This is a genomic window from Acinetobacter sp. SwsAc6 (genome assembly GCF_013391565.1).
Lineage (GTDB): Bacteria > Pseudomonadota > Gammaproteobacteria > Pseudomonadales > Moraxellaceae > Acinetobacter > Acinetobacter cumulans.
The window spans coordinates 178,642-200,237 of record NZ_JACAXE010000003.1 but is presented as its reverse complement, the minus strand read 5'-3'; the positions used below and the strand labels follow the sequence as shown (position 1 = coordinate 200,237).

Annotated in this window: 23 protein-coding genes and 2 tRNA genes; 10 read left to right on the top strand and 15 right to left on the bottom strand. The window is 41.0% G+C overall.

Annotated features, from left to right (window positions below; translation table 11 throughout):
* Positions 1-240 precede the first annotated feature (240 nt).
* The 5 genes from pgsA to HYG93_RS03570 form a co-directional block, all read right to left on the bottom strand.
* Positions 241-828 (bottom strand): CDP-diacylglycerol--glycerol-3-phosphate 3-phosphatidyltransferase, encoded by a 588-nt coding sequence (gene pgsA / locus HYG93_RS03590; RefSeq protein ID WP_106984277.1) that lies wholly within the window; start codon positions 826-828, stop codon positions 241-243.
* 111 nt (positions 829-939) lie between these two features.
* On the bottom strand, positions 940-1,734 hold the full coding sequence (locus HYG93_RS03585) for a thioesterase family protein (protein WP_120366025.1): 795 nt from the start codon (positions 1,732-1,734) through the stop codon (positions 940-942).
* A gap of 143 nt (positions 1,735-1,877) precedes the next feature.
* The gene (uvrC, locus tag HYG93_RS03580) at positions 1,878-3,683 is read right to left on the bottom strand and encodes an excinuclease ABC subunit UvrC (RefSeq protein WP_178961865.1); all 1,806 of its coding nucleotides are present in this window, start codon (positions 3,681-3,683) and stop codon (positions 1,878-1,880) included.
* 133 nt (positions 3,684-3,816) lie between these two features.
* Entirely contained in the window at positions 3,817-4,116 is a 300-nt protein-coding gene (locus tag HYG93_RS03575) for a hypothetical protein (protein ID WP_147396028.1), read from the bottom strand.
* A gap of 72 nt (positions 4,117-4,188) precedes the next feature.
* Positions 4,189-4,779 carry a hypothetical protein gene (locus HYG93_RS03570; protein WP_120364689.1) on the bottom strand — a complete coding sequence of 197 codons (591 nt, stop codon included), beginning with the start codon at positions 4,777-4,779 and terminating at the stop codon, positions 4,189-4,191.
* Positions 4,780-4,958: 179 nt separating this feature from the next.
* Between HYG93_RS03570 and HYG93_RS03565 the strand changes: the two genes are divergently transcribed.
* Complete coding sequence (locus HYG93_RS03565; RefSeq protein WP_120364688.1) at positions 4,959-6,050, top strand: AAA family ATPase; 1,092 nt, start codon at positions 4,959-4,961, stop codon at positions 6,048-6,050.
* Here the strand turns inward: HYG93_RS03565 and HYG93_RS03560 are convergent.
* On the bottom strand, positions 6,037-6,456 hold the full coding sequence (locus tag HYG93_RS03560) for a PH domain-containing protein (RefSeq protein ID WP_106984273.1): 420 nt from the start codon (positions 6,454-6,456) through the stop codon (positions 6,037-6,039). The genes HYG93_RS03565 and HYG93_RS03560 overlap by 14 nt on opposite strands.
* A gap of 483 nt (positions 6,457-6,939) precedes the next feature.
* On the opposite strand from HYG93_RS03560, the gene fadB reads away from it, so the two are divergent.
* From fadB to HYG93_RS03545, 3 genes are all read left to right on the top strand, one after another.
* Complete coding sequence (gene fadB / locus HYG93_RS03555; RefSeq protein WP_120364687.1) at positions 6,940-9,093, top strand: fatty acid oxidation complex subunit alpha FadB; 2,154 nt, start codon at positions 6,940-6,942, stop codon at positions 9,091-9,093.
* Positions 9,094-9,105: 12 nt separating this feature from the next.
* On the top strand, positions 9,106-10,278 hold the full coding sequence (gene fadA, locus HYG93_RS03550) for an acetyl-CoA C-acyltransferase FadA (protein ID WP_106984271.1): 1,173 nt from the start codon (positions 9,106-9,108) through the stop codon (positions 10,276-10,278).
* A 152-nt stretch (positions 10,279-10,430) separates the two neighbouring features.
* A complete protein-coding gene (locus HYG93_RS03545) occupies positions 10,431-10,934 on the top strand; it encodes a hypothetical protein (protein ID WP_120366023.1) in 504 nt (167 codons plus the stop codon).
* Positions 10,935-10,967: 33 nt separating this feature from the next.
* On the opposite strand, the gene HYG93_RS03540 is transcribed toward HYG93_RS03545, so the two are convergent.
* From HYG93_RS03540 to HYG93_RS03530, 3 genes are all read right to left on the bottom strand, one after another.
* The gene (locus tag HYG93_RS03540) at positions 10,968-11,267 is read right to left on the bottom strand and encodes a hypothetical protein (protein WP_120366022.1); all 300 of its coding nucleotides are present in this window, start codon (positions 11,265-11,267) and stop codon (positions 10,968-10,970) included.
* Positions 11,258-11,722 (bottom strand): hypothetical protein, encoded by a 465-nt coding sequence (locus tag HYG93_RS03535; protein WP_120366021.1) that lies wholly within the window; start codon positions 11,720-11,722, stop codon positions 11,258-11,260. The genes HYG93_RS03540 and HYG93_RS03535 overlap by 10 nt, the downstream gene beginning before the upstream one ends.
* Before the next feature lie 207 nt (positions 11,723-11,929).
* A complete protein-coding gene (locus HYG93_RS03530) occupies positions 11,930-12,130 on the bottom strand; it encodes a dodecin family protein (protein ID WP_106984307.1) in 201 nt (66 codons plus the stop codon).
* A 395-nt stretch (positions 12,131-12,525) separates the two neighbouring features.
* On the opposite strand from HYG93_RS03530, the gene HYG93_RS03525 reads away from it, so the two are divergent.
* On the top strand, positions 12,526-13,098 hold the full coding sequence (locus HYG93_RS03525; protein ID WP_120366033.1) for a hypothetical protein: 573 nt from the start codon (positions 12,526-12,528) through the stop codon (positions 13,096-13,098).
* Positions 13,099-13,235: 137 nt separating this feature from the next.
* Here HYG93_RS03525 and HYG93_RS03520 read toward each other — a convergent pair whose 3' ends face one another.
* From HYG93_RS03520 to HYG93_RS03495, 6 genes are all read right to left on the bottom strand, one after another.
* The gene (locus tag HYG93_RS03520; protein WP_178961863.1) at positions 13,236-13,985 is read right to left on the bottom strand and encodes a hypothetical protein; all 750 of its coding nucleotides are present in this window, start codon (positions 13,983-13,985) and stop codon (positions 13,236-13,238) included.
* Positions 13,986-14,410: 425 nt separating this feature from the next.
* A complete protein-coding gene (locus tag HYG93_RS03515; protein ID WP_171406351.1) occupies positions 14,411-14,902 on the bottom strand; it encodes a hypothetical protein in 492 nt (163 codons plus the stop codon).
* Between the two features lie 274 nt (positions 14,903-15,176).
* A complete protein-coding gene (locus HYG93_RS03510) occupies positions 15,177-15,905 on the bottom strand; it encodes a class I SAM-dependent methyltransferase (RefSeq protein ID WP_117006623.1) in 729 nt (242 codons plus the stop codon).
* Between the two features lie 286 nt (positions 15,906-16,191).
* A tRNA-Phe gene (locus HYG93_RS03505) sits at positions 16,192-16,267 on the bottom strand.
* Between the two features lie 134 nt (positions 16,268-16,401).
* Positions 16,402-16,477, bottom strand: a tRNA-Phe gene (locus HYG93_RS03500).
* A 283-nt stretch (positions 16,478-16,760) separates the two neighbouring features.
* Positions 16,761-17,138, bottom strand: coding sequence for a GNAT family N-acetyltransferase (locus HYG93_RS03495; RefSeq protein ID WP_106984265.1), 378 nt, complete (start codon positions 17,136-17,138; stop codon positions 16,761-16,763).
* A gap of 91 nt (positions 17,139-17,229) precedes the next feature.
* Between HYG93_RS03495 and hisB the strand changes: the two genes are divergently transcribed.
* From hisB to hisA, 5 genes are all read left to right on the top strand, one after another.
* Complete coding sequence (gene hisB, locus HYG93_RS03490; protein WP_106984264.1) at positions 17,230-17,823, top strand: imidazoleglycerol-phosphate dehydratase HisB; 594 nt, start codon at positions 17,230-17,232, stop codon at positions 17,821-17,823.
* Complete coding sequence (gene hisH / locus HYG93_RS03485; RefSeq protein WP_106984263.1) at positions 17,823-18,440, top strand: imidazole glycerol phosphate synthase subunit HisH; 618 nt, start codon at positions 17,823-17,825, stop codon at positions 18,438-18,440. Before hisB ends, hisH begins: the two co-directional genes overlap by 1 nt.
* A gap of 442 nt (positions 18,441-18,882) precedes the next feature.
* A complete protein-coding gene (locus HYG93_RS03480) occupies positions 18,883-19,881 on the top strand; it encodes a hypothetical protein (protein ID WP_106984262.1) in 999 nt (332 codons plus the stop codon).
* A 186-nt stretch (positions 19,882-20,067) separates the two neighbouring features.
* Positions 20,068-20,745 carry a 3'-5' exonuclease gene (locus HYG93_RS03475; protein WP_117006622.1) on the top strand — a complete coding sequence of 226 codons (678 nt, stop codon included), beginning with the start codon at positions 20,068-20,070 and terminating at the stop codon, positions 20,743-20,745.
* A 69-nt stretch (positions 20,746-20,814) separates the two neighbouring features.
* Complete coding sequence (gene hisA, locus HYG93_RS03470) at positions 20,815-21,537, top strand: 1-(5-phosphoribosyl)-5-[(5-phosphoribosylamino)methylideneamino]imidazole-4-carboxamide isomerase (RefSeq protein ID WP_106984260.1); 723 nt, start codon at positions 20,815-20,817, stop codon at positions 21,535-21,537.
* Positions 21,538-21,596 lie beyond the last annotated feature (59 nt).

Genomic DNA, 21,596 nt, shown 5'->3' with positions numbered 1-21,596 from the left:
CAGGTGAGTGCCTATAATGGCACTTAAGGATAGAGAGACAAACTCTTTTTCTATAACCACAAATATCCCCGATTTTTATTCCCAGTCTTCCCCCAAAGTCTGGGAATTTTTTTATCTGCTTTTTGCATAATCTACACTATGCCCGATCCAACCAGATCCAACCAGATCCAACCAAGAGTGCCCTAAAACAAAAAAGCCCCTCATTGAGGAGCTTTATTTATTTTTAAATCTTGTGTTCAATCACGGTTGCTTTAGATACGGCCATGCAGCTTTCAAATAAATAAACATCGACCATAAAGTTAAGATCACAGCCATATATAACAAGCCATAACCCAACATTTCAAGCGGTTGCCAGTTTAATAAAAACACGGTAATCGCAATCATTTGAAAAGCAGTTTTATACTTACCCACCGTAGATACAGCCACACTGGTACGTGCACCTAACTCGGCCATCCACTCACGTAAAGCCGACACGGTAATTTCGCGTGAGATAATCACAATTGCAGCAAAAGCCATGGAAATAGTAGGTTGCCATTGCACTAAAACAATTAGCGCGGCGGCCACCATCAACTTATCTGCAACAGGATCTAGAAAGCGACCAAATGCCGATGTCTGATTCAAAGTACGCGCCAAATAACCATCAAACCAATCGGTTACTGCAGCGACAACAAAAATACCCGTCAACAAAATATGACGCGACATACTTGCATCATGGCCTTCTACGCCCATTGCTGGTGGCCAATACGCTACCGCAAGAAAGACTGGAATTAGCCCAATTCGCGCTAAAGTTAAAATATTTGGAATATTCAGGATTCGACCTGCTGCCATAGACACCGCCAGTGTTTACCCCGTCATGCACGATGTAAATGCACAATTTTCTGAGGATTTATCCATCATTATTAATAGCGTTCACTTTATACGAAATGCCCAACAGTGTCACTAGGCAAAGACCGTCACCACCTGTCGCGAGATTGCAATCAGACGGCCAGCACTGTCCCAAAGCTGCGCCTGTTCTGTGGCATAACCATGTGCAGCATAGTCTGTAAAGACTTTATATTTCAACCAATCATGCAGATTTGACTGCAATGGATGCACACAGGTCAATTGCCATGTAAGTGAGCTGGCTGGCGCCATAGTCTTAAACATTGGCAACACACCAGGTGGCCACATATCAAACCCAGCCATCAAATCCGCCGTTTGTAATGCTCGATTTTCATGCAATGTAGGATCAAAGCGAAACCAGCCACCAAAGTCTGGCTTCGGGCTTGCAGTACATGGATATTGCCCTTCTGCCCAAATCATTTGCATTTGTTTAAAGCATTCAGGTGCCAGCGGATGATGCTGTGCAATTTGAAGCTGTTCAACTGCAGGATACTCTGGCGCAGGCTCTTCATGATGAACGACTATGCTTGAATCACGTAGCACACCAAAACTCGCAAGCAAAATTGTTTGTACGGCGTCATCTTGCCATAGACGCACTTCAATGGTGGTCACCGACTTGCCTTGTCGCAAGATTTCTGCGCTTAACTTTACTTTGGCCAATTGCACTGGCCCCACAAAAGTAACACTGGCACTCAATAAGCCTTTACTTTCATCTGCAATGGTCGCAATGGCTTTATGCATCAGTATACTTGCAACCAATCCACCATAAATGGTCCGTCCCTGTAACCATCCTTCTGGTATATCAACCCATTCAGATTGATCAATTTGTGCGTACATTTGCGTTAACGACATGGGGCATCCTTTCTAAAGCACTTAGTCTGTATAGTTATGCAAGTTTGAACTGATGTGAATGATCATTGACCCATGCGTCATTGAGCACTTTGGCCAAGACTATGTCATTTCATTTGTTATCTCAGCCATTCAAACAGCAGAATCTAAAGTGCCTCATGCAATATTTTATAAATTGCTCGCGCCATCACATCCCCCAAACCAGGCACCAGTTTTAGATCATTTTCAGAAGCTTTTAACACGCCTTGAATGCCTCCAAAATGCGTGAGCAAGTCACGGCGACGTTTTGGTCCTAAGCCAGGAATTGCCTCAAGTACCGATGAACTCCGTTTTTTATCGCGTTTGGCGCGATGCTTGGTAATCGCAAAACGATGTGCCTCATCACGTACCTGCTGAATTAAATGTAGCGCTTTATGGTCTTCGGGCAATTGAATTTTGGTGCCATCGGTAAAATGCAGGGTTTCTAAGCCGGGCTTACGCCCCTCTCCTTTAGAGACACCCACCATAAAAGCATCGAGCTCAAGCTCCTGCATGACTTCCATCGCCATGTGTAATTGCCCTTTACCCCCATCAATCAACAGTAAATCGGGTAACATGGCTTTTTTATAGCGTCGGGTCAGTGCCTGACGCATGGCAGCATAATCATCGCCTTCAGTAATATCGTTTATAGAAAACTGACGATAATCGCGCTTACGTGCGCCACCTGAATCAAAGACCACACAGGAGGCCACGGTCTCCTCCCCCATGGTATGAGAAATATCAAAACATTCGATGCGATCGATCGGACGCCCTACCACCTGTTCTAACTGATGGAAACGCTCATTGAGCTCAAAATGATTCGCCAGCTTGCCTTTAATCGCATGCTGTACATTCATTTGCGCCAGTTCGAGCCATTCAGCTCGGGTTTCACGTACATTGTGCTTAATATGAATTTTTTGCTCAAATTGCTGTTGTAGTGCCTCTTCCAACTCTTTACGGTTGGCAGGTTCAACACTCACAATCAGCTCAGTCGGCACTTCATCTGCCACTTGAAAATAAAAGTTGGCCATAAAATCAGACAGCATTTGCGCCAAATCATCGCCCAACATGTCGGGGAAATAGCTCTTACCGCCCAGCATTTTACCGTTGCGCACATGCATGATCTGCACGCAAGTGACACCAGCATGGTAGACAATCGCCAATATATCCGCTTCGCCCTTCACTTTATAAATCGCTTGCTGCGACAGCACATCTCGTAGCAAGGCCATACGGTCACGGTAGAACACTGCCTTTTCAAACTCTAGCGCTTCAGCAGCTGTTTCCATTTTTTGAATCAGCTCCTGATTCAGTTCTTTGGTGTCACCTTGCAAGAAACGAATCGAGTTATTGACGTCTTCTTTATAATCTTCAGGGGAAATTAGGCCTACACATGGCGCAGAACAGCGTTTAATTTGGTATTGCAAACAAGGTCGCTTACGTTGTGAAAAATAGCTATTTTCACACTGGCGCACATTAAATAGTTTCTGCAATACCACCAGCGTATCGCGGGCATTGTAGGCACTCGGATAAGGGCCAAAAAACTTGCCTGTTTGATGTTTGCCTTTGCCACGACCTGAGGCAATACGCGGGTATGGCTTATCACTGGAAATAAAAATATACACATAGGATTTATCATCACGCAGCATAATGTTATACGGCGGACGATGGAGCTTAATCAGATTTTGCTCGAGTAATAACGCCTCGGTTTCCGACCGAACCACCAGCGTTTCAATATCATAAATCCGTGCGACCAAAGCCTGTGTTTTCGGGTGCTCAATAGTTTTGACAAAGTAGCTCGATACGCGGTTTTTTAGATTTTTAGCCTTACCGACATACAGCAACTCGCCATCTTTACCCAACATACGATACACGCCGGGCAAAGTGGTCATATTGGCTAAAATCGTTTCGATATTTTCACGCGCGTTTTCGTTCACAGGCATCCTGTTTAAAAATGGATTTGCACAATTAAAATATAGCTCAAATTCCAAATTTCAACTGAATGGATCGACCCATTTTTTAATTATTCGAAGTTTCTTCGACTATATCTGGCTCAGTTATATCATCTGGCTAAGCAGGGTTCATTTGACTTCCTTTTAAATAAATAGGTCGCCATATAAGCTCCATTGAATAATCTATACCCTCTTTTGCAAAAACTTCATTTAATTTATCCAATTTGGACATCGCCGCATTAAATGCCGTTTCATTCATAAAATCACAAGCAAGCTGATCTGGCACTTGTATCAAACTTTCATTTTTAAAATGATAGAAACCCCAATATATATCTCCCTCTATTTCAAGTTTGATATTCGCCAATGCACTCTCACCCTCTTGGCGTTGAAACTCAATCCATGTGACATTATTCCACACACCGCTCCGAACGACGTCCTGTGTATCCTCCACATGGGGAGCAATCTGTTCAGGATAAAATTCAATATACTCTTAGCTGCTTGAAGCCGACTGTTTTTGCCAACATTCTGAACCTTGCGGAAAAACATTATTTGCCACAGAAGGCATCCCCAAAACCATAGCAATAACTTGGGCAACACTGTCCCATTGGATATAATGCAAAGGGTTGCTGGAATCCTCTCTAATCATCCTTCCAGATACATCTATTTTTTTATATTTCCAAGACATGATTAAAGGAGGGTTTCGCCTATCCGTGCTCAAGCTATAAGTTAATTCATCATTCTTAAAACTTGCGCTCGAGCCCACCCAATATTTATGTTGTTCTAAATATACCGATTTTTCTGATAAGAAATAATCCGGCGTAATGATTTGCCTTAATACTTCAGTCTTAAAAATCGGTAAATCACTGTAATTAATATATAAATTTTTATTTTCATCAAAACTATATGTTTTGCCATTCGTATAAATAGAGGTGAACATTATAAGATCATCTATATCATAAGCTCCCGTATAACCATCAATGGCATATAAGTTCTCAGGAATCACAGTCTCTTGATCTTGATCATTACCGCCGCATGAAGCCAACATGAGGGCAAAAATGGCAGACGTTATTGTTTTTTTCATGGCGCTATACCGTATCCTTTTATTTTTAATTATTAAACTTTGGCTAAATTTCACACACCAACACAATAAAAGCCAGTTATTTCTATGTTTTCAACAATCATCTGATTGCTAAAAACTATCAGTGCAAAAACTGAAATTTGCTATGCTCCCTTGCATGACTGACCGAAGGATTCTTCCGAATGAGCAATGCCAATCATGTATTCCATGCTGTGCACCCCACACTCTCTACACACAGCGCTTCAGAAAAAAACCGCTTGATTGGCAAACCACGTTTTCATTTTGAGCCTCAAGTGGTCATGCAAAAGTTGCGCGAACGCATTATTGGGCAGGATGCCGCATTAAATGAAATTGAAAAAATGTTGCATGTGGTTAAAGCGGATTTCTCCAGCCCAGACCGTCCTTTAGCAGTCACCTTAATGCTCGGCCCGACTGGTGTGGGTAAAACCGAAACCGTTCGTCTCATTGCCGAAGCTATTTACGGCCGCCCAGATGCCTTTTGCCGCATTGATATGAACACTTTAGCGCAAGAACACTACGCAGCTGCGTTAACTGGCGCGCCTCCGGGTTATGTCGGCTCTAAAGAAGGCCATAGCTTATTTGATGAAACGGCAATTGCGGGCAGCCATACCCGCCCAGGCATTATCCTGTTTGATGAATTGGAAAAAGCCTCAAATGAAGTGATCCGCGGGCTCATGAACGTACTGGATACAGGCCGTTTAACGCTAACAGCTGGAACAAAAACCATTGATTTTCGTAACTGCATGATCTTTATGACCAGTAATGTGGGTGCTCAAGCCGCACAGCAATATTTAGATAAGCTGAATTTTTTACCTAAAAAAATGCAGGACATTTGCCTCAAACGTGTGCCGACACAAACCATCATTGAAAAAGTCATGCAACGTAAGTTTGATCCAGAATTTTTAAACCGTATTGATCGTAGCTTGCACTATTTACCTGTACAAGATGATGCTTTACCCAAACTGGTCGATATTGAACTGGAAAAATTAAATCTACGCTTACAACATCAAAAACGTCGCGTGAACTTAACAGATGCAGCCAAAGCGCATTTTTATCAAGGGCATGACATTCGTTATGGTGCACGCCATTTAGGACGTAAAATGCGTACAGAGCTTGAGCCTATTTTGGCAGTGTATTTTTTAAATCACCCCGAGCACATGGACTTAACCCTAGATATGCACCAAGGCGTGCTGTGTATAGCAACACAGCAAAACACTTCAAGTAGCTCAGAAGAAACATCTATTCAAGCTTAGCCCCCAAACTGGCTTTAAATAAGGCGATTTTACGTGGCGAGATTAAAATAAATTTTTGCTTGCCCTCTTGAGCATAATCAATACGTAGGCGCTGAAAAGACAATGCAGGTGCAACTGTTGAAAAGTCAGTGTCTTTGACATGCTGTATGCTTTCTAAAGGGATATGCCATGTCAAAAACATGCATTTCACCACCAATTCTTTGGCTTGGAGCTGATAACGTGTACTCCACAAGGGCCACCACAACACCACAATCGTGAGCGCATAAACTGTAGCAAATAACCAATTCTGTTGCAGACTGCCTTTGGCCAACATATTGAGGAGTAACTGTAGCAACAAACCACTCATAGCAATAACAAAGCCCCATACCCACCAATCGACTTTTGAATGAAATGTCTGTGTCTGCATCGTTGAATTCCCCCTTCTTTATTGCATTCTATACAAAAGACAAAATGAAAAAATCAAAATGATGGGAAACTTAAGTGTAGCCCTGAACTTAAAACCCTATGCTGGCGATGTAATTCTCTTTGCCACACTGTCGACAGCATCACAAAAAATGAGCCAATTGACCTTTTTGACTCGACCGACACTGTTTATTCTCTTGAAAAATTAGACTAATTCCTCATATACATAAGCGTGATAAAACTAAAAATATGAGTCGAAACAAAAGTTTCTTCGCATCATGACCTGCTGAATTAAGCCTTAAACACACGGGATGCAAGTTTAAAGACTAAAAAATTTGATGACCCTTGCGTCACGGCTTGATACAACTTGTTATGTTCTTTTTGGATATAGTTATCGTAAGATTGGCGAAGCAGAAATGTGCGCAGGAATGGCGCTCACGCTTCACAACATCAACTTAGAAGTCCTCCAAAATAAAGGAGATCAGGCATGATCCACGCTGGCAATGCCATTACCGTCCAAATGCTTTCGGACGGAATCGCAGAATTCCGCTTTGACTTACAAGGTGAGTCGGTCAACAAATTTAACCGCGCAACGATTGAAGATTTCAAAGCTGCGATTGACGCTGTTAAAGCAAACGCAGACGTTAAAGGTTTAATCGTCACTTCAGGCAAATCAACATTTATTGTTGGTGCTGACATCACTGAGTTTGGTGCAAACTTCGCTCAAGGCGAACAAGCCATTGTGGACTGGGCACTGCCTGTTCACGATATTTTCAATGCATTTGAAGATTTAGACGTTCCTAAAGTTGCTGCTATTAATGGCATGGCTTTAGGTGGCGGTTTTGAAATGTGCCTCGTGTGTGACTACCGTGTCATGTCTGAAGCTGCACAAGTTGGCCTTCCAGAAATCAAACTTGGTATCTACCCTGGTTTTGGTGGTACTGTTCGTTTAAGCCGTGTAATCGGTATCGACAACGCGGTTGAATGGATGGCAATGGCTGCGCCTAAGAAACCTGCTGCTGCGCTTAAAGACGGTGCTGTAGATGCGGTTGTGGCTGCGGACAAACTACAAGACGCTGCAATTGATCTTGTGAAGCAAGCACTTGCTGGCCGTGTAGACTGGAAAGCAAAACGTCAAGAAAAACTTGATCCAGTTAAACTCAACATGCTTGAGCAAATGATGGCATTCAATACAGCAAAAGGTGCTGTACTTGCAAAAGCCAATCCTGCTCAATACCCTGCGCCAAAACTACTTTTAGACTCATTACAAGCAGGTGCAAGCCTTCCACGTAATGAAGCGCTAAAAATTGAAGCGCAAGGCTTTGCTAAAGCCGCTGTTACTCCACAAGCTGGCGCGTTGATTGGTTTATTCATCAACGACCAAGTTGTGAAGAAAACATCGAAAAAATATGAAAAAGGTGCGCACCCTGTAAACCAAGCAGCTGTACTTGGCGCTGGTATCATGGGTGGTGGTATTGCTTACCAAGCGGCAAGCAAAGGCACACCAATCATCATGAAAGACATTGGTAACCCACAACTTGCTTTAGGTATGAAAGAAGCGAATGGCTTGTTAACAAAACAAGTTGAACGCAAGAAAATGAAACCTGCGCAAATGGGTGAAACACTTGCTCGCATTCGTCCTACATTAAGCTATGACGAATTCAAAGAAGTGGACATCGTGATTGAAGCAGTAACGGAAAACCCGAAAGTTAAGGGTATCGTACTTGCTGAAACTGAGAAAAATGTTCGTGAAAACACGATCATTGCTTCTAACACATCTACGATTTCTATCACTCGCTTGGCTGAAAACCTACAACGTCCTGAAAACTTCGTAGGCATGCACTTCTTTAACCCAGTTCACATGATGCCATTGGTAGAAGTGATCCGCGGTGAGAAAACATCAAGCGAGGCAATCGCGACAACTGTGGTTCTTGCTCAAAAAATGGGTAAAACTCCAATCGTTGTAAACGACTGCCCGGGCTTCCTTGTAAACCGTGTATTGTTCCCTTACTTCGGCGCGTTCGACCTTCTGCTTAAAGATGGTGCTGACTTCCAGCAAATCGACAAAGTGATGGAAAAATTCGGCTGGCCAATGGGCCCTGCTTACTTGATGGACGTTGTTGGTATCGACACTGGCGTTCACGGTGCAGAAGTAATGGCTGAAGGTTTCCCTGACCGTATGAAGCCAGACTTCAAAGGTTCAATTCAAACCATGTACGAAGCAAAACGTTTGGGTCAAAAGAACGACGTTGGTTTCTACAAGTACGAACTTGACCGTAAAGGCAAAAAAGCCAAAGTGGTTGATCCAACTGCTTATGAGCTTGTTGCATCTGTTGCAACTGCTGAGAAACGCGAATTTGACGCTCAAGAAATTATTGACCGCATGATGCTGACTTTCTGCAACGAAACTGTTCGCTGCCTAGAAGACAACATCGTAGCAACTGCGTCTGAAGCTGACATGGCGATGATCATGGGTGTAGGTTTCCCTCCATTCCGTGGCGGCCCATGCCGTTACATCGACCAAACTGGTGTAGCTGAATACGTAGCGCTTTGCGACAAATACGCGCACTTAGGTAAAGCTTATGAAGCGCCACAAATGTTGCGTGACATGGCTGCTAACAACAAAAAATTCTACGGTTAAGGAGCAACGTGAATGGCTACTTTAAATCCGCGTGACGTTGTCATCGTTGATGGTGTACGTTCAGCAATGGGTAAAACCAAAAACGGGATGTTCCGTAATGTACGTGCAGACAGCTTATCTGCTGAACTTGTACGTGCTTTAGTTGCTCGTAACCAGTTTGATACTAACGAAGTTGAAGACGTGATCTGGGGCTGTGTTAACCAGACGCTTGAGCAAGGTATGAACATTGGTCGTAACATTGCGTTATTGGCTGATTTACCACGCACTGTTGCAGGTCAAACGGTTAACCGTCTTTGCGGTTCTTCTATGCAAGCAATCCACACGGCTGCTGCTCAAATTATGACTGGCCAAGGTGATGTATTCATCATTGGTGGTGTTGAGCACATGGGCCACGTGGGCATGATGCACGGTATCGACATTAACCCTGAAGCATCTAAGCATTATGCTAAAGCATCTAACATGATGGGCTTAACCGCTGAAATGTTAGGTCGTATGAACGGCATTACACGTGAAGAACAAGATGCGTTTGGTGTTGAATCTCACCGTCGCGCTTGGGCTGCAACACAAGAAGGTCGTTTCAAAAATGAAATCGTGGGCGTTGAAGGTCACGATGCAAATGGCTTCAAACAACTTTGCGACATCGATGAAGTGATTCGTCCTGATGCTAACCTTGAAGCGTTCCAAGCTTTACGTCCTGTATTTGACCCGAAAGGCGGTTCTGTAACTGCTGCAACATCTTCAGCATTGTCTGATGGTGCTTCTGCAATGTTATTGATGTCTGCTGAACGTGCTCAAGCTTTAGGTCTTAAGCCACGTGCTGTAATTCGCTCTATGGCGGTTGCAGGTTGTGATGCTGCAATCATGGGTTACGGCCCTGTTCCTGCAACGCAAAAAGCGCTGAAACGTGCTGGCTTAAGCATGGCGGACATTCAAACAATCGAGTTGAATGAAGCGTTTGCTGCTCAAGGTCTTTCTGTAATGAAAGGCTTGGGTGTATATGAAAAGCAAGACATCATTAACTTAAATGGTGGCGCAATTGCATTGGGTCACCCATTGGGTTGTTCTGGTGCGCGTATCACAACAACGTTGTTGAACGTTATGGAACAACAAGATACACAAATCGGTCTTGCGACGATGTGTATTGGTCTTGGCCAAGGTATCGCGACGATTATCGAACGTGTTTAATGTTTAATTAAATACTGAGATAAACAGAAACCCCGCTTAGTGCGGGGTTTTTTGTCCCTAATTTGTCCCTTTTTATGCACATTCGAAATGTCATTATTCCTTTCGTAGACACACCGACTACATAAAACACTTTAATAACGGAAGGAAAAATCATGACAAATTTAGCAGTTAACTTCACAAAAAATTCAGCTTTAAAATGCACAATTTTGCCTGCTTCAATTGCAGCTCTAAATTTTGAAAAATTAAAATTTAAACTCACATCTGGTAAAGAAGCAGTAATGTCCAAAGATGTATTTCAATTTGCTGAACAAGAGTACAAAAGATTTTTAACCCTAAAATACTTTTACCCTAAAGAAACTCTAGTTCCTAATAAACTCGTAGATGAATTTTGGCATGCTCACATTTTAGATACACGCAGTTATCATATGGATAGTTTAAGGGTTTTTGGCACTTACCTGCACCATTACCCATATTTTGGAATCCATGATGAATTAGATCAACAAAATTTAGAAAACACATTTAAAAGAACTAAGGAGTTGTATGAAATGTGGTTTGGTCCATATCCAGATTTCACAATAGCCGCAAGATGTGGAGATGATCATGCTTGTCATGCCCCATCAAGTTGTGCTTGTCGTGTTCCTGGAGCATGCAAATAACTAAATAAGGAAGGGAGCAAAAAGCCCCCTTCCTTATTTACATATACTTTTAATTAATCCATCAATGTTTAAGCCAAATTTCTTCTTTTTCATATCAGTATTATTTTTTTCCCAAAGTTTATACTCCAGAAAAAAATTATATTTTTTGAAAGTATCTTCTTTTTTTAAAGAAATAGTACCAACTTTTGCACGCTGTACTTCTTTTTTTAATTTTTCATAAAAAGTATCATCAAAGTTTGAAAATTCATCACTAAACGCTTTCAACTTACCATCATAACAAGTTTCTAATAACTCTAAGAATCTTGATAAATGCTGATTATCATTTAACGACATTCTCGAATACCCTCATTCGCTATAACACGACTCAATTTTCCTGATTTTGGAAAATCAGTTTTTTCCACTATATAACTAACATAACACGTACATGTTTTAGCAATTTTTTCTGATGACCAATTTGGTTTTAACTGTGAAAACTTTGCCTTACAATTCCTATCAAAAGCTTCAATTTGCCAATCTGACCAACTCGTATTTAATTCTGAATAAATAATCTCAGTAGGCTTGAGTTTCTCATGTATTTGATTAATACCTAACCCACCTACAACTCCGACAAAAATTGAAATGACTAAAAGAGGTATTATTTTCGAACCCTTTTTTTCCTTATTAATAACCAATAAGTCATTCCTACAAGTTCCGCACTTATAAATACCTTGGCGACCAATTTCAACAACCCTATTTGTTGAATTGCATTTGCTACAGACTAAATAACCGTTTGTTTCTATTTCACTCATTGAAGCAGTTTCTTATATAAATTATAGTCAACCATTTTAAATACTTTACCATTACAAATCAAAAAGATAAATAACACTTAAAACACAAATAAAGATTAATAAATCGACCACTCATAAAGGTCAAAAATACTAATCAACTTACTTTTCATCTTCATTGACTTTAAGTCATGTACAAAAAAACCCGCTGAACGCGGGCCTTTTATTTATTCAATCCACCACAAAACTAATCTTTAAATTGACTCGATACTCACTAATTTTATTGTCCTTCACCACAACCTTTTGTTCGTTAATCCAAGCACCTTGAATATTTTTTACCGTTTCAGAGACCTTGGTAATTCCCGATTGAATCGCATCCTCAAAACTTTTGGTGCTACTCGAGTTCACTTCTATAACTTTTGCAATACTCATGTCATCCATACTCGTTTTATTATTGGAGTACTCATCCTAAGCGCTGATTTTAAGGAGCGAAATACCGCTTAATCATTCTGCATCAGAATGCCACGGATCATGCACATTTTTTAATGTTTAGTTTCTATACAAATTTCAAAATTAAGCGTTGCCCATATTCAACACGCTATGACCAATCATTTTTCTACTCTATAACATTCAACATCAGCCAAAACAATTTTATAATTCACGCCAAAATACCTCACTATAAATATACAGTCTTTCAAATGTTATTCGTTTGTAATTTTAGTATCTTTTTCATACACTTATAAAAACTTATACCCCAAGTCATTTCAACAAAGCGTAAGATTCCACAGCCTTTGCTCCTTTAAGGCTTTTTTTGTTGGGAAATGATCATGAACTTTATTAAAACTACGCTTATTACAGCAATTATCGCAACATCTGCATCAGCTATGGCTGCTGAACAAGGCTTTCTTGCTACAGCTAAAGCAGATGCAATCAAAACTGCGACTGCTGTAAAAACCAATACTGTTGCAGCCAAAGATGCGACTGTTAAGTCTGTTGTTGCAGCTAAAGACGCAACTGTTAAAACAACTGTAGCAGCCAAAGATGCAACCGTAGCTAAAGCTGTAGCGACTAAAGAAGCGACTGTTAATAATGCCGTTGTAAAAAAAGAAGCTGCCGTAGCTAAAGCAACAGCAACAAAAGAAACTGCAGTAGCGCAAAAAGAAGCTGCGGTAGCTCAAGCAGTTGCAAACAAAGATGCAAAAGTGAATGCTGCTGTTGCAACTAAAGAAGCAACTGTTGCTAAAGCAACAGAAATCAAAAATGCTGCAGAAAAACCAGCAGAAACAGTAAAAGCTGAAGCGAAAAAAGAATGTGCAAAAAAATGCGCAGAGAAAAAAGCACAAGCTGCAAAAGCACAAACTGAAGAGAAAAAAGGTTTCTTCTCTTGGTTTAAAAAATAAGTCATTGTTGCTTATTGCTTAGTTAGAGCAAAAAAGGATGCCTCTCATAGCATCCTTTTTTTTGAGTTCAATCATTGAAAAATGACTGACCCTATTCATCGTAATATTTGAATGACAGTACACCAAGATCCTACCGCTTATAGACTATTTTCCAGTTCTACACGATTGGCATGACTCACTTGTTTCATTTGCTGATTCAAGGCCAACATCTCTTTATACAGTGCATTAAATTGCTTTAACGGCGCATCTTCATAAAACATAAACAGTTTATTTTTCTTTTCCCAACGGTTATTTTTAAGCACTGCAAAAATTTGATCGGCTTTGGCTAAACTTTGCTGTTCCAGTGAAAACAATGCAGATGCATCATCATTTTTTTGGCTTTCTCTTAAGCTTTGCACCAGTTGATGGCTATGAAGACTGCTGACGGCCAATTGTTTGGCTTGCTCTAAGCGATGTTGCTCCATCTCCTTAGTTTGCTCAGCATAAGCATCAACCACCGCATGTACATCTTTCAGCATTTTTTCTGTTTCTACATATTGCTGTTTTTTATCTCGGCTCAGGCGGTCAATATCTAAAAAATGATCCCAATTTAAGGCTTTTAATTCGCGTATATAACGATTTCGCGCCTCTGCTGTTCCAATCATTTGATTCAGCACAAAACTTGCCATAATTTGATAATCACCCGAAAGGCGCGCATCAGAAGTATCAACTTGAATAGGCGTATCCACCTGTCGGGCTGCCGTTAAAATCTGTTCGGTTTTATCTAAGAGCACTGCTTGGTAGGCTTGCAAATTTTGCTCATCTTGTTTTTGCGCATAATATTGATAAAACAATCCACCAAAAATCAGCACTGTAGCAAAGCTTAAAATAAGCGGAATACGTGACATAAAAAGCTCCGAATACTCTGAACTCAGCCACTTTGAATTTAAAATAAATTCTTTAATTTAATGTGTATAAGTCAGATGGTTCTATCTTATTTTGCTTTTGAATTTAAAATATGTACGCTTTGTTTTGCTTCAGTTTAATTTTAAATTCAAAGTTTTATCAACAACCTTACTTTTAAATTCATTTAAAAATAACGACCTCTGCTTAGTTTTAAATTCAAACCTTATTGGCACTTAATATTGAGGATGCTGGATTGGCATCTTGCTCATCTTAAGCATGGACGCACTGAATTCATTTTAAAATTTCGCCCAATAATTTCACCTAATGTAGTCATCAATCCATTTGCATTTAAAGTAAAGTGATGTACGACCTTATGCACACCACTTGTAGCTGATGACTGATGCCTACAGATTTTTGGCAAGCAAACTTAAGGTAATGTCCGCTCTAATATGCCTAAATTGAGTTGCTCACGGCCCATTTGTACATTGGTGGCATTACGGTCAATGCCAAAAGGCTGAAGCATAATATAAAGGCCATTGCGTGGGTCTGATGATTTCAAGCCTTCTGCAATATTTAAAATATGTTGCTGCATCACAAGGGAAACACCCGAAAAATTAGGCGCTGGCTCTGGTGCCTTCACATCAAGGTTTTGAATCACTGTTGGATCCGCCGCATAATTTTGCGCATTGCGTTCCAACTTCATCACCTGTTGCTGTAGTGCTTTACGTTTTGCAGGTTCTTCTTGCGCAGGCTCAACCACGGTTTCATTGCGTAACTCACGGTCAGCCATGACTGTTAATACTGGCAAACGTACAGTTTCACTGGCTTCATCTTTCGCTTGTGGTGCTGCAAAAGCATGTGCCGTACATAAGCTTAGTACCGCACCTGTCATTAAAATATAGTGTTTTGGAAGATTCATAAGACAATTCTCAAATTTTAAATTCAAAGATTTAATTTCTTCAAACCATCTTAAAATTGTACAATAAATCATCTTATTTTCTGTGAAACTCAGATAAACGGTTGCAGTTACAGCAATGTAGCCGACTTAAGCAAAACGCGAAAATTCTTGAATTCAATACTTTATTTTATCTATTGGGTTGTCTCTATGCGAATCCCCAGACAGCTACAAAATGCGATTGCAGCCTTTGATTGATGTCCACCTAAATTAAAGGGCTCATCAAAAGCACATCGTCTTATTTTCCAATCCGTAGCAGTACAGGAAACGTAACCTCATAGTGCTGTGCAGGTGCTTGCTGAAAAAAATCAGCCATCTCTAGCAAAGGATTTAGTCCTGTTGACTGTACATAATGCTTTAGACCCGACCAAGTTTGGAAATAGTCCAACAATTGTTGGCCTGTCCAATTGTAATTGAGCTGTAGTGTGGGTGCAGGCTGCTCTGCAAAAGGAAATGGAATACTTTGATAGCATTCATCTATATAACGCCGTTCTGCATCCCAATAGCCATGAAGGGTACGGTTATAAAGCTGTTGAATCAGATGGTTGAGCCGCTCATTTGAGGCCTCTATCAACGCATAGCCTATGACCGCTAAACAGCCATGCGGTTTGAGTACGCGTTTTACTTCTGCATAAAAAGTATCAAAATCAAACCAGTGAATCGCCTGTGCAACCGTGACTAAATCCACGCTTTGCTCAGCGAGGCCAGATGCTTCGGCACTGGCTTGCAAATAGCGCACATTGGCCAATTGCGGTGCCTGTGCCAGTTGTGCTGCACTCAAATCAGTAGCTAACACCTGCTGAAAATACGGCGCTAAGTAACGACTAAACTGCCCCGAACCCGCACCACAATCCCATGCCAAAGCATGCTCAGGCACATACTGCATAATATGCTCAATAATTTCAGCAGAATAGCTAGGACGTGCCTGCCGATACAGCTGACTATTCTCGGAAAATAAATCCTTCATCTTTTATCTCTCAACTTACCCCTCGATGATGCATAGCTTAAATTTAGCCCGATGGTGCCCTAACCTGTGACTGATCATGCACAATCTTTAGACAGCCTAAAGTATGGTGACATATTCCAGAATAGCGAAAAGCCTAACAACGTAAATTTTAAAATATACATCAAACACGAATGTCTTCGTCGCGTATCAACAACATGAAATATCGTCTTTGAAGGTCGGATGGCAGAAGAAATCAAAATGATAGACAAAAAAAAGCCCCAAACAATGTTTGAGGCTTTTTTGAATATGGTGGCGAGACCCAGGATCGAACTGGGGACACACGGATTTTCAATCCGTTGCTCTACCTACTGAGCTATCACGCCGATGCGGTGTATTAAGCCGTATCTGATCATATTAGTCAATCAAAATTATGATTATTTTTTCTGAGTGAATAAATTTTAGGCAAAAAAAATCCTTGATGGGATCAAGGATTGAAACTTTAAATAAGTTTTGAATATGGTGGCGAGACCCAGGATCGAACTGGGGACACACGGATTTTCAATCCGTTGCTCTACCTACTGAGCTATCACGCCGATGTCGCGTATTAAACAATTTAAGCAGCATGCCGTCAAGCACCGTCATGGCTTTTTTGTGTGTTTGTTTACTTTTACAGCAATATTTTATATCGATTGATTATTTTTTGTTTAAAACTCAGTTTTTTAGCCCTCTTTCTTTGCAATGGAGCATAAGCACTTAGCACTCTGCAAAAGTGCTTATGCTCCATTGGTCTTATTTTTAAAGAGGGCTCAACATCTATAGGGCATAAAAAAGCAGTCCGAAGACTGCTTAAGATGTGACTATGCTTGATTCAAGCCTTTACAGCTTGTCTAAATGCGCCAAGCAACGATGAATTGCACCACAACCAGGTTCAAATACTTTGACACCTTTTTCTTCTTCCATACGGCATGCTTCACTCACCAGCCTTTCTGCCACACCGCGACCCCGGTTGGCTGGATGAACTACAATATTTTCAAGGGTTTTACTTTCCCCTTGTCCCGTACACCAGATCGCACCAATCAGTTTGGTGTTGAATTCCGCCGTATAGATTAAGGTATACTGGGTTAAACTCTGTTCTAATTGCTCAATGGCATCCGCGCCGTCACTAAATTCTGGGCTGGTGTCATACAGTCGCTCAAGCTGGCTGCGTACTTCATCATTTTCCAAAGAAGTATAGGCATGTACGGTAATAGGCATTGATAAACCCTCCTGAGCAATCTAATATCGTTGACTTCGTCATTAAGGCGAAAATTTTACATCATTTTTGACGTTTTTGAGGAACGTGTCTATGACAGATCGTATCAGCGAAGTGGTAAGAAACACTAACGAAACTAAAATCCGAGTTCGTTTGAACCTCGATGGTACAGGTCAAGGCACACTCAACACTGGTATTCCATTTTTAGATCATATGATCGATCAAATCAAGCGACATGGCTTATTTGACATTGATATTCATTGTGATGGCGACCTTGAAATTGATGACCATCATACTGTAGAAGATTGCGGTATTACTTTAGGTCAAGCTTTTGCACAAGCTTTGGGTGATAAAAAAGGCCTTAAACGCTATGGTCATTTTTATGCACCACTTGATGAATCACTCAGCCGTGCAGTAGTGGATTTGTCTGGCCGTCCAGGTTTATTTATGGATATTCCATTTACACGTGCCATGATTGGTCGCTTTGATGTGGATTTATTCTCTGAATTTTTCCAAGGTTTTGTGAACCATTCACTAATGACTGTTCACCTCGACAACCTGAAAGGCAAAAACAGCCATCACCAAATTGAAAGTACATTTAAAGCATTTGCACGTGCACTTCGTATGGCATGTGAAATTGATCCACGTGCTGCCAATACTGTTGCTTCAACCAAAGGTACTTTGTAATGACCCGTATTGCCCTTCTTGACTATGGCATGGGAAATCTTCACTCTGCAGCCAAAGCACTAGAGCATGTAGGCGCAACAGTTGATGTGACCAATGACCCTAAGCTGATTGCTCAGGCAGATAAAATTGTATTCCCTGGTGTCGGTGCCATGCGCGATTGCATGCAAGGCATGCACGAAGCTGGCATTGATGAAGTGGTACGCAATGCCGTCTTCAACAAGCCTGTATTGGCGATTTGTGTGGGTATGCAAGCCTTAATGCAGCACTCTGAAGAAAATGGCGGTGCTGATGCACTGGGTATTTTTGAAGGTGTAGTGAAACGTTTTCCAGATGTAGACGGTTTAAAAGTACCGCACATGGGTTGGAACCAAGTTCATCAAGCAGATCCAAGCCATCCAATGTGGAATAACATTGAACAAGATGCGCGTTTCTACTTCGTACATAGCTTCTATGTTGAACCGAAAGATACGGCGCTCGTAGCTGCAACTTGTGATTATGGCCTAGAATTCTGTACAGCAATCCATCAAGAAAACTTGTTTGCGACGCAGTTCCATCCAGAAAAGAGCCATACTGCTGGTTTACAATTATTAAAGAACTTTGTGGAATGGAATATCTAAATCCATTTACCAATAAAAAAGCCAACAAAACGTTGGCTTTTTTTATATTTTTTGTTCTTTGTTTTAAGACAATATTATTTTAAACATATAAATTCAAATATTTATAATTAAAAAATCCACATAAGCGATAAATAAAAAATCAAATATTCACTTAATATATTAATTAATTATTCATTTTAAATTACACAGTAAATAGCCAACACTTATCAAGTAGATACGATTAAGACTCTGTTTTTTATCAAAAATAATTACATTTTCTCACAATTCTTTTTTGTCACAATATTTGGTTGTTTTTTAACACAAAAACCATAAACAGTGACATATATCACTATTATCTACATTTTTTATATTTTGTTCACACTATGTTTGTCTGTTAAACATAAATAGTAAGACCTCTTCACATACTTTCAAATACAAGAAATGCAAAACGGAGAATTCCAAAATGTTTAAATTATTTTCGGGCAAAATCAGTGGCGTTTTAACACTGGGATTACAGGGTCTCACCAAAGCTGTGGGCTATATTTTAGATGCTGTGGTACATACAGCCGACGCGCTCATTGATACAGTGGGCGTAGTTCTCTCTCCACTCACGAGCGCTTTAAGCCATGTACCAATATTAGGTACAACGGTCAATAAAGTCTTAGACACAACCACCAACATTTTAGATTCAGTTACCCATGAATTACACCAAACTGCACATACGCTAAAAACAGGTAACCTTGAAGGCGGTGTCATTGACCTGCTTGATGGTGTGACCAGTATTGCAGGCAATGCAGTTACAGATGTTGCAGGCTTAGCTGATCATGTGGTTGGCTTAACCGATCCACTCACAGAAGTACTTGGTCAAGTGCCAGTATTAGGAGGTGCTGTTTCTGCTGTTGGTGGTACGGTAGATAACCTCTTGGGCTTTGTGGCTGAAACAGGCCAATATGTGGCAGATATCAACCCAACCGACCTTCTGAATGATCTTGCATCTAATCCAACAGGAACATTGGGTGGTGTTGTACAAGACCTTGCTGGCTCTGGTGCAAATTTAGTTGCCGATCTAAATCCACTGGTAGATCTTGCTTCACAAATTCCAGTATTGGGTGATGTGGTCGGTGCAGTCAGCGAAACAGGTACTAACTTAACAGGCTTATTAGGTGAAACTGGGCAATATATTGGCGGCATAGATGCTGGCCAATTTATTGGCAGTTTACTGACCAATCCAATTGCCACTACTGGTGAATTGGTTCAACAGGTTTCAGGTACAGTCGATAGTCTGCTTGATGACATTGCACCAATCACCGATTTAACCAATCCAATTCCAGTGGTGAATTTGGCTGTAGATGCTGTAGGTGCTGTTGCAGGAGGCGTAACCGCTGGCCTATATGATGCTGGTACGATTTTAACAACTGCTCCATCTTTACTGGATCAATTCCAATTGCCTTCTTTTGTCTAAATCTCTCCCCCACGACTTTAAGTCTCTGACTTAAAATCACAAAAAAAACCTGCTCTATCGGCAGGTTTTTTGGTATTTCATCTCCATGATGAACGGATTCAATCCAACTCCTAATGACTGCACTTTGCCTAATCTTTGAAAAAATATTAATCTCAAATACTTGCTTACTTGCGTGTCCACCACACCATGGATCAATCAAAATACCCGCCCCTACCCAATAAAGAAGAAATTCAAGGTTTTCCACTGTTTCAAAACTTAGCAACCGAACACATTGTTGTGATTCAAAATAAAGAACAATGTCAGGCCATTGAGACTGAACTCACACAGGCCGCGCTATTGGGCTTTGACTCAGAATCGAAACCCACCTTTCAAAAAGGTGAAGTGGCAACTGGCCCACATTTGATTCAATTGGCCACGCAGGAACGCGCATATTTGTTTCAGGTAAATGCCGAAATTTTAGCGTTTTTAAACCCTATCTTTGCCAACAGAGATCAAATCAAAGTCGGTTTTGGTCTAAAAAATGACGCTCATTTATTTCGTAAAAAAGGGATAGAACTCAATAGCGTGATTGAGTTATCAAAGTGTTTTAAGGCCTTTGGTTTAGAAAATCCTGTCGGACTTAAAAATGCCATGGCGCTCCTGTTCCGCGTAAATTTCCCTAAAAGTAAAAGCATCAGTACGTCCAACTGGTCAAGAAAGCAATTACTTCCCCAGCAAATCGCTTATGCTGCTGCTGATGCCTACGCGCCTGTTCTGGTTTTTGAGGAGCTCCTGCGTTTAGGTCTATTACCCAAGGAAATCCCCAATACCTCGCTCAAACTGCGTATACGACCGAATAAAATAAATCCAGCATCAGACGCTTAGCGTTTTGCCAATACTTTGTTAAGATGGCGCACATTGTATTCAATTTAAGATTGGGCGAGGAGCGAAAGCATGCTGATCATCCCTGCAATTGACCTGAAAGATGGCAAATGTGTCCGTTTAAAACAAGGTCGTATGGAAGACGATACCGTATTTTCTGATGATCCAGTGGCAACTGCACAGCATTGGGTAAATGAAGGCGCGCGTCGCTTGCATTTGGTTGACTTAAATGGTGCTTTCGCAGGTACTCCAATTCATAAGCCTGTGGTTGAAGCGATTGCAAAAGCTCAACCGAATTTACCTATTCAAATTGGTGGCGGTATTCGCTCACTCGAAACCATTGAGCACTACCTAGATGCAGGCGTATCGTATGTGATCATTGGGACTAAAGCTGTTCAAAACCCTGAATTTGTTGAAGAAGCATGTCAAAAATTTGCAGGCCACATCATTGTGGGTATTGATGCAATGAATGGCATGGTGGCAACAGATGGTTGGGCAAATGTGACTGACGTTAAGGCGACTGAACTTGCGAAACGCTTTGCGGATGCTGGTGTATCTAGCATTGTGTATACCGACATTGCACGTGATGGCATGATGCAAGGTGTAAACATCGAGCAAACCGTTAATCTCGCAAGCTATTCTGGTTTACCGGTGATTGCATCTGGTGGTGTTACCAATATTGATGATGTACACGGCTTAAAAGGCCAACCAGGCATTTTAGGTGCGATTACTGGTCGTGCAATTTATGAAGGCACTCTCAACCTTCGTGAAGCTCAAGCAGTTTTAGATGCTTAATTAAGTCTCTGATTTTGTTTTAAAAGAGGTCTACGGACCTCTTTTTGTTTTTTCCGATT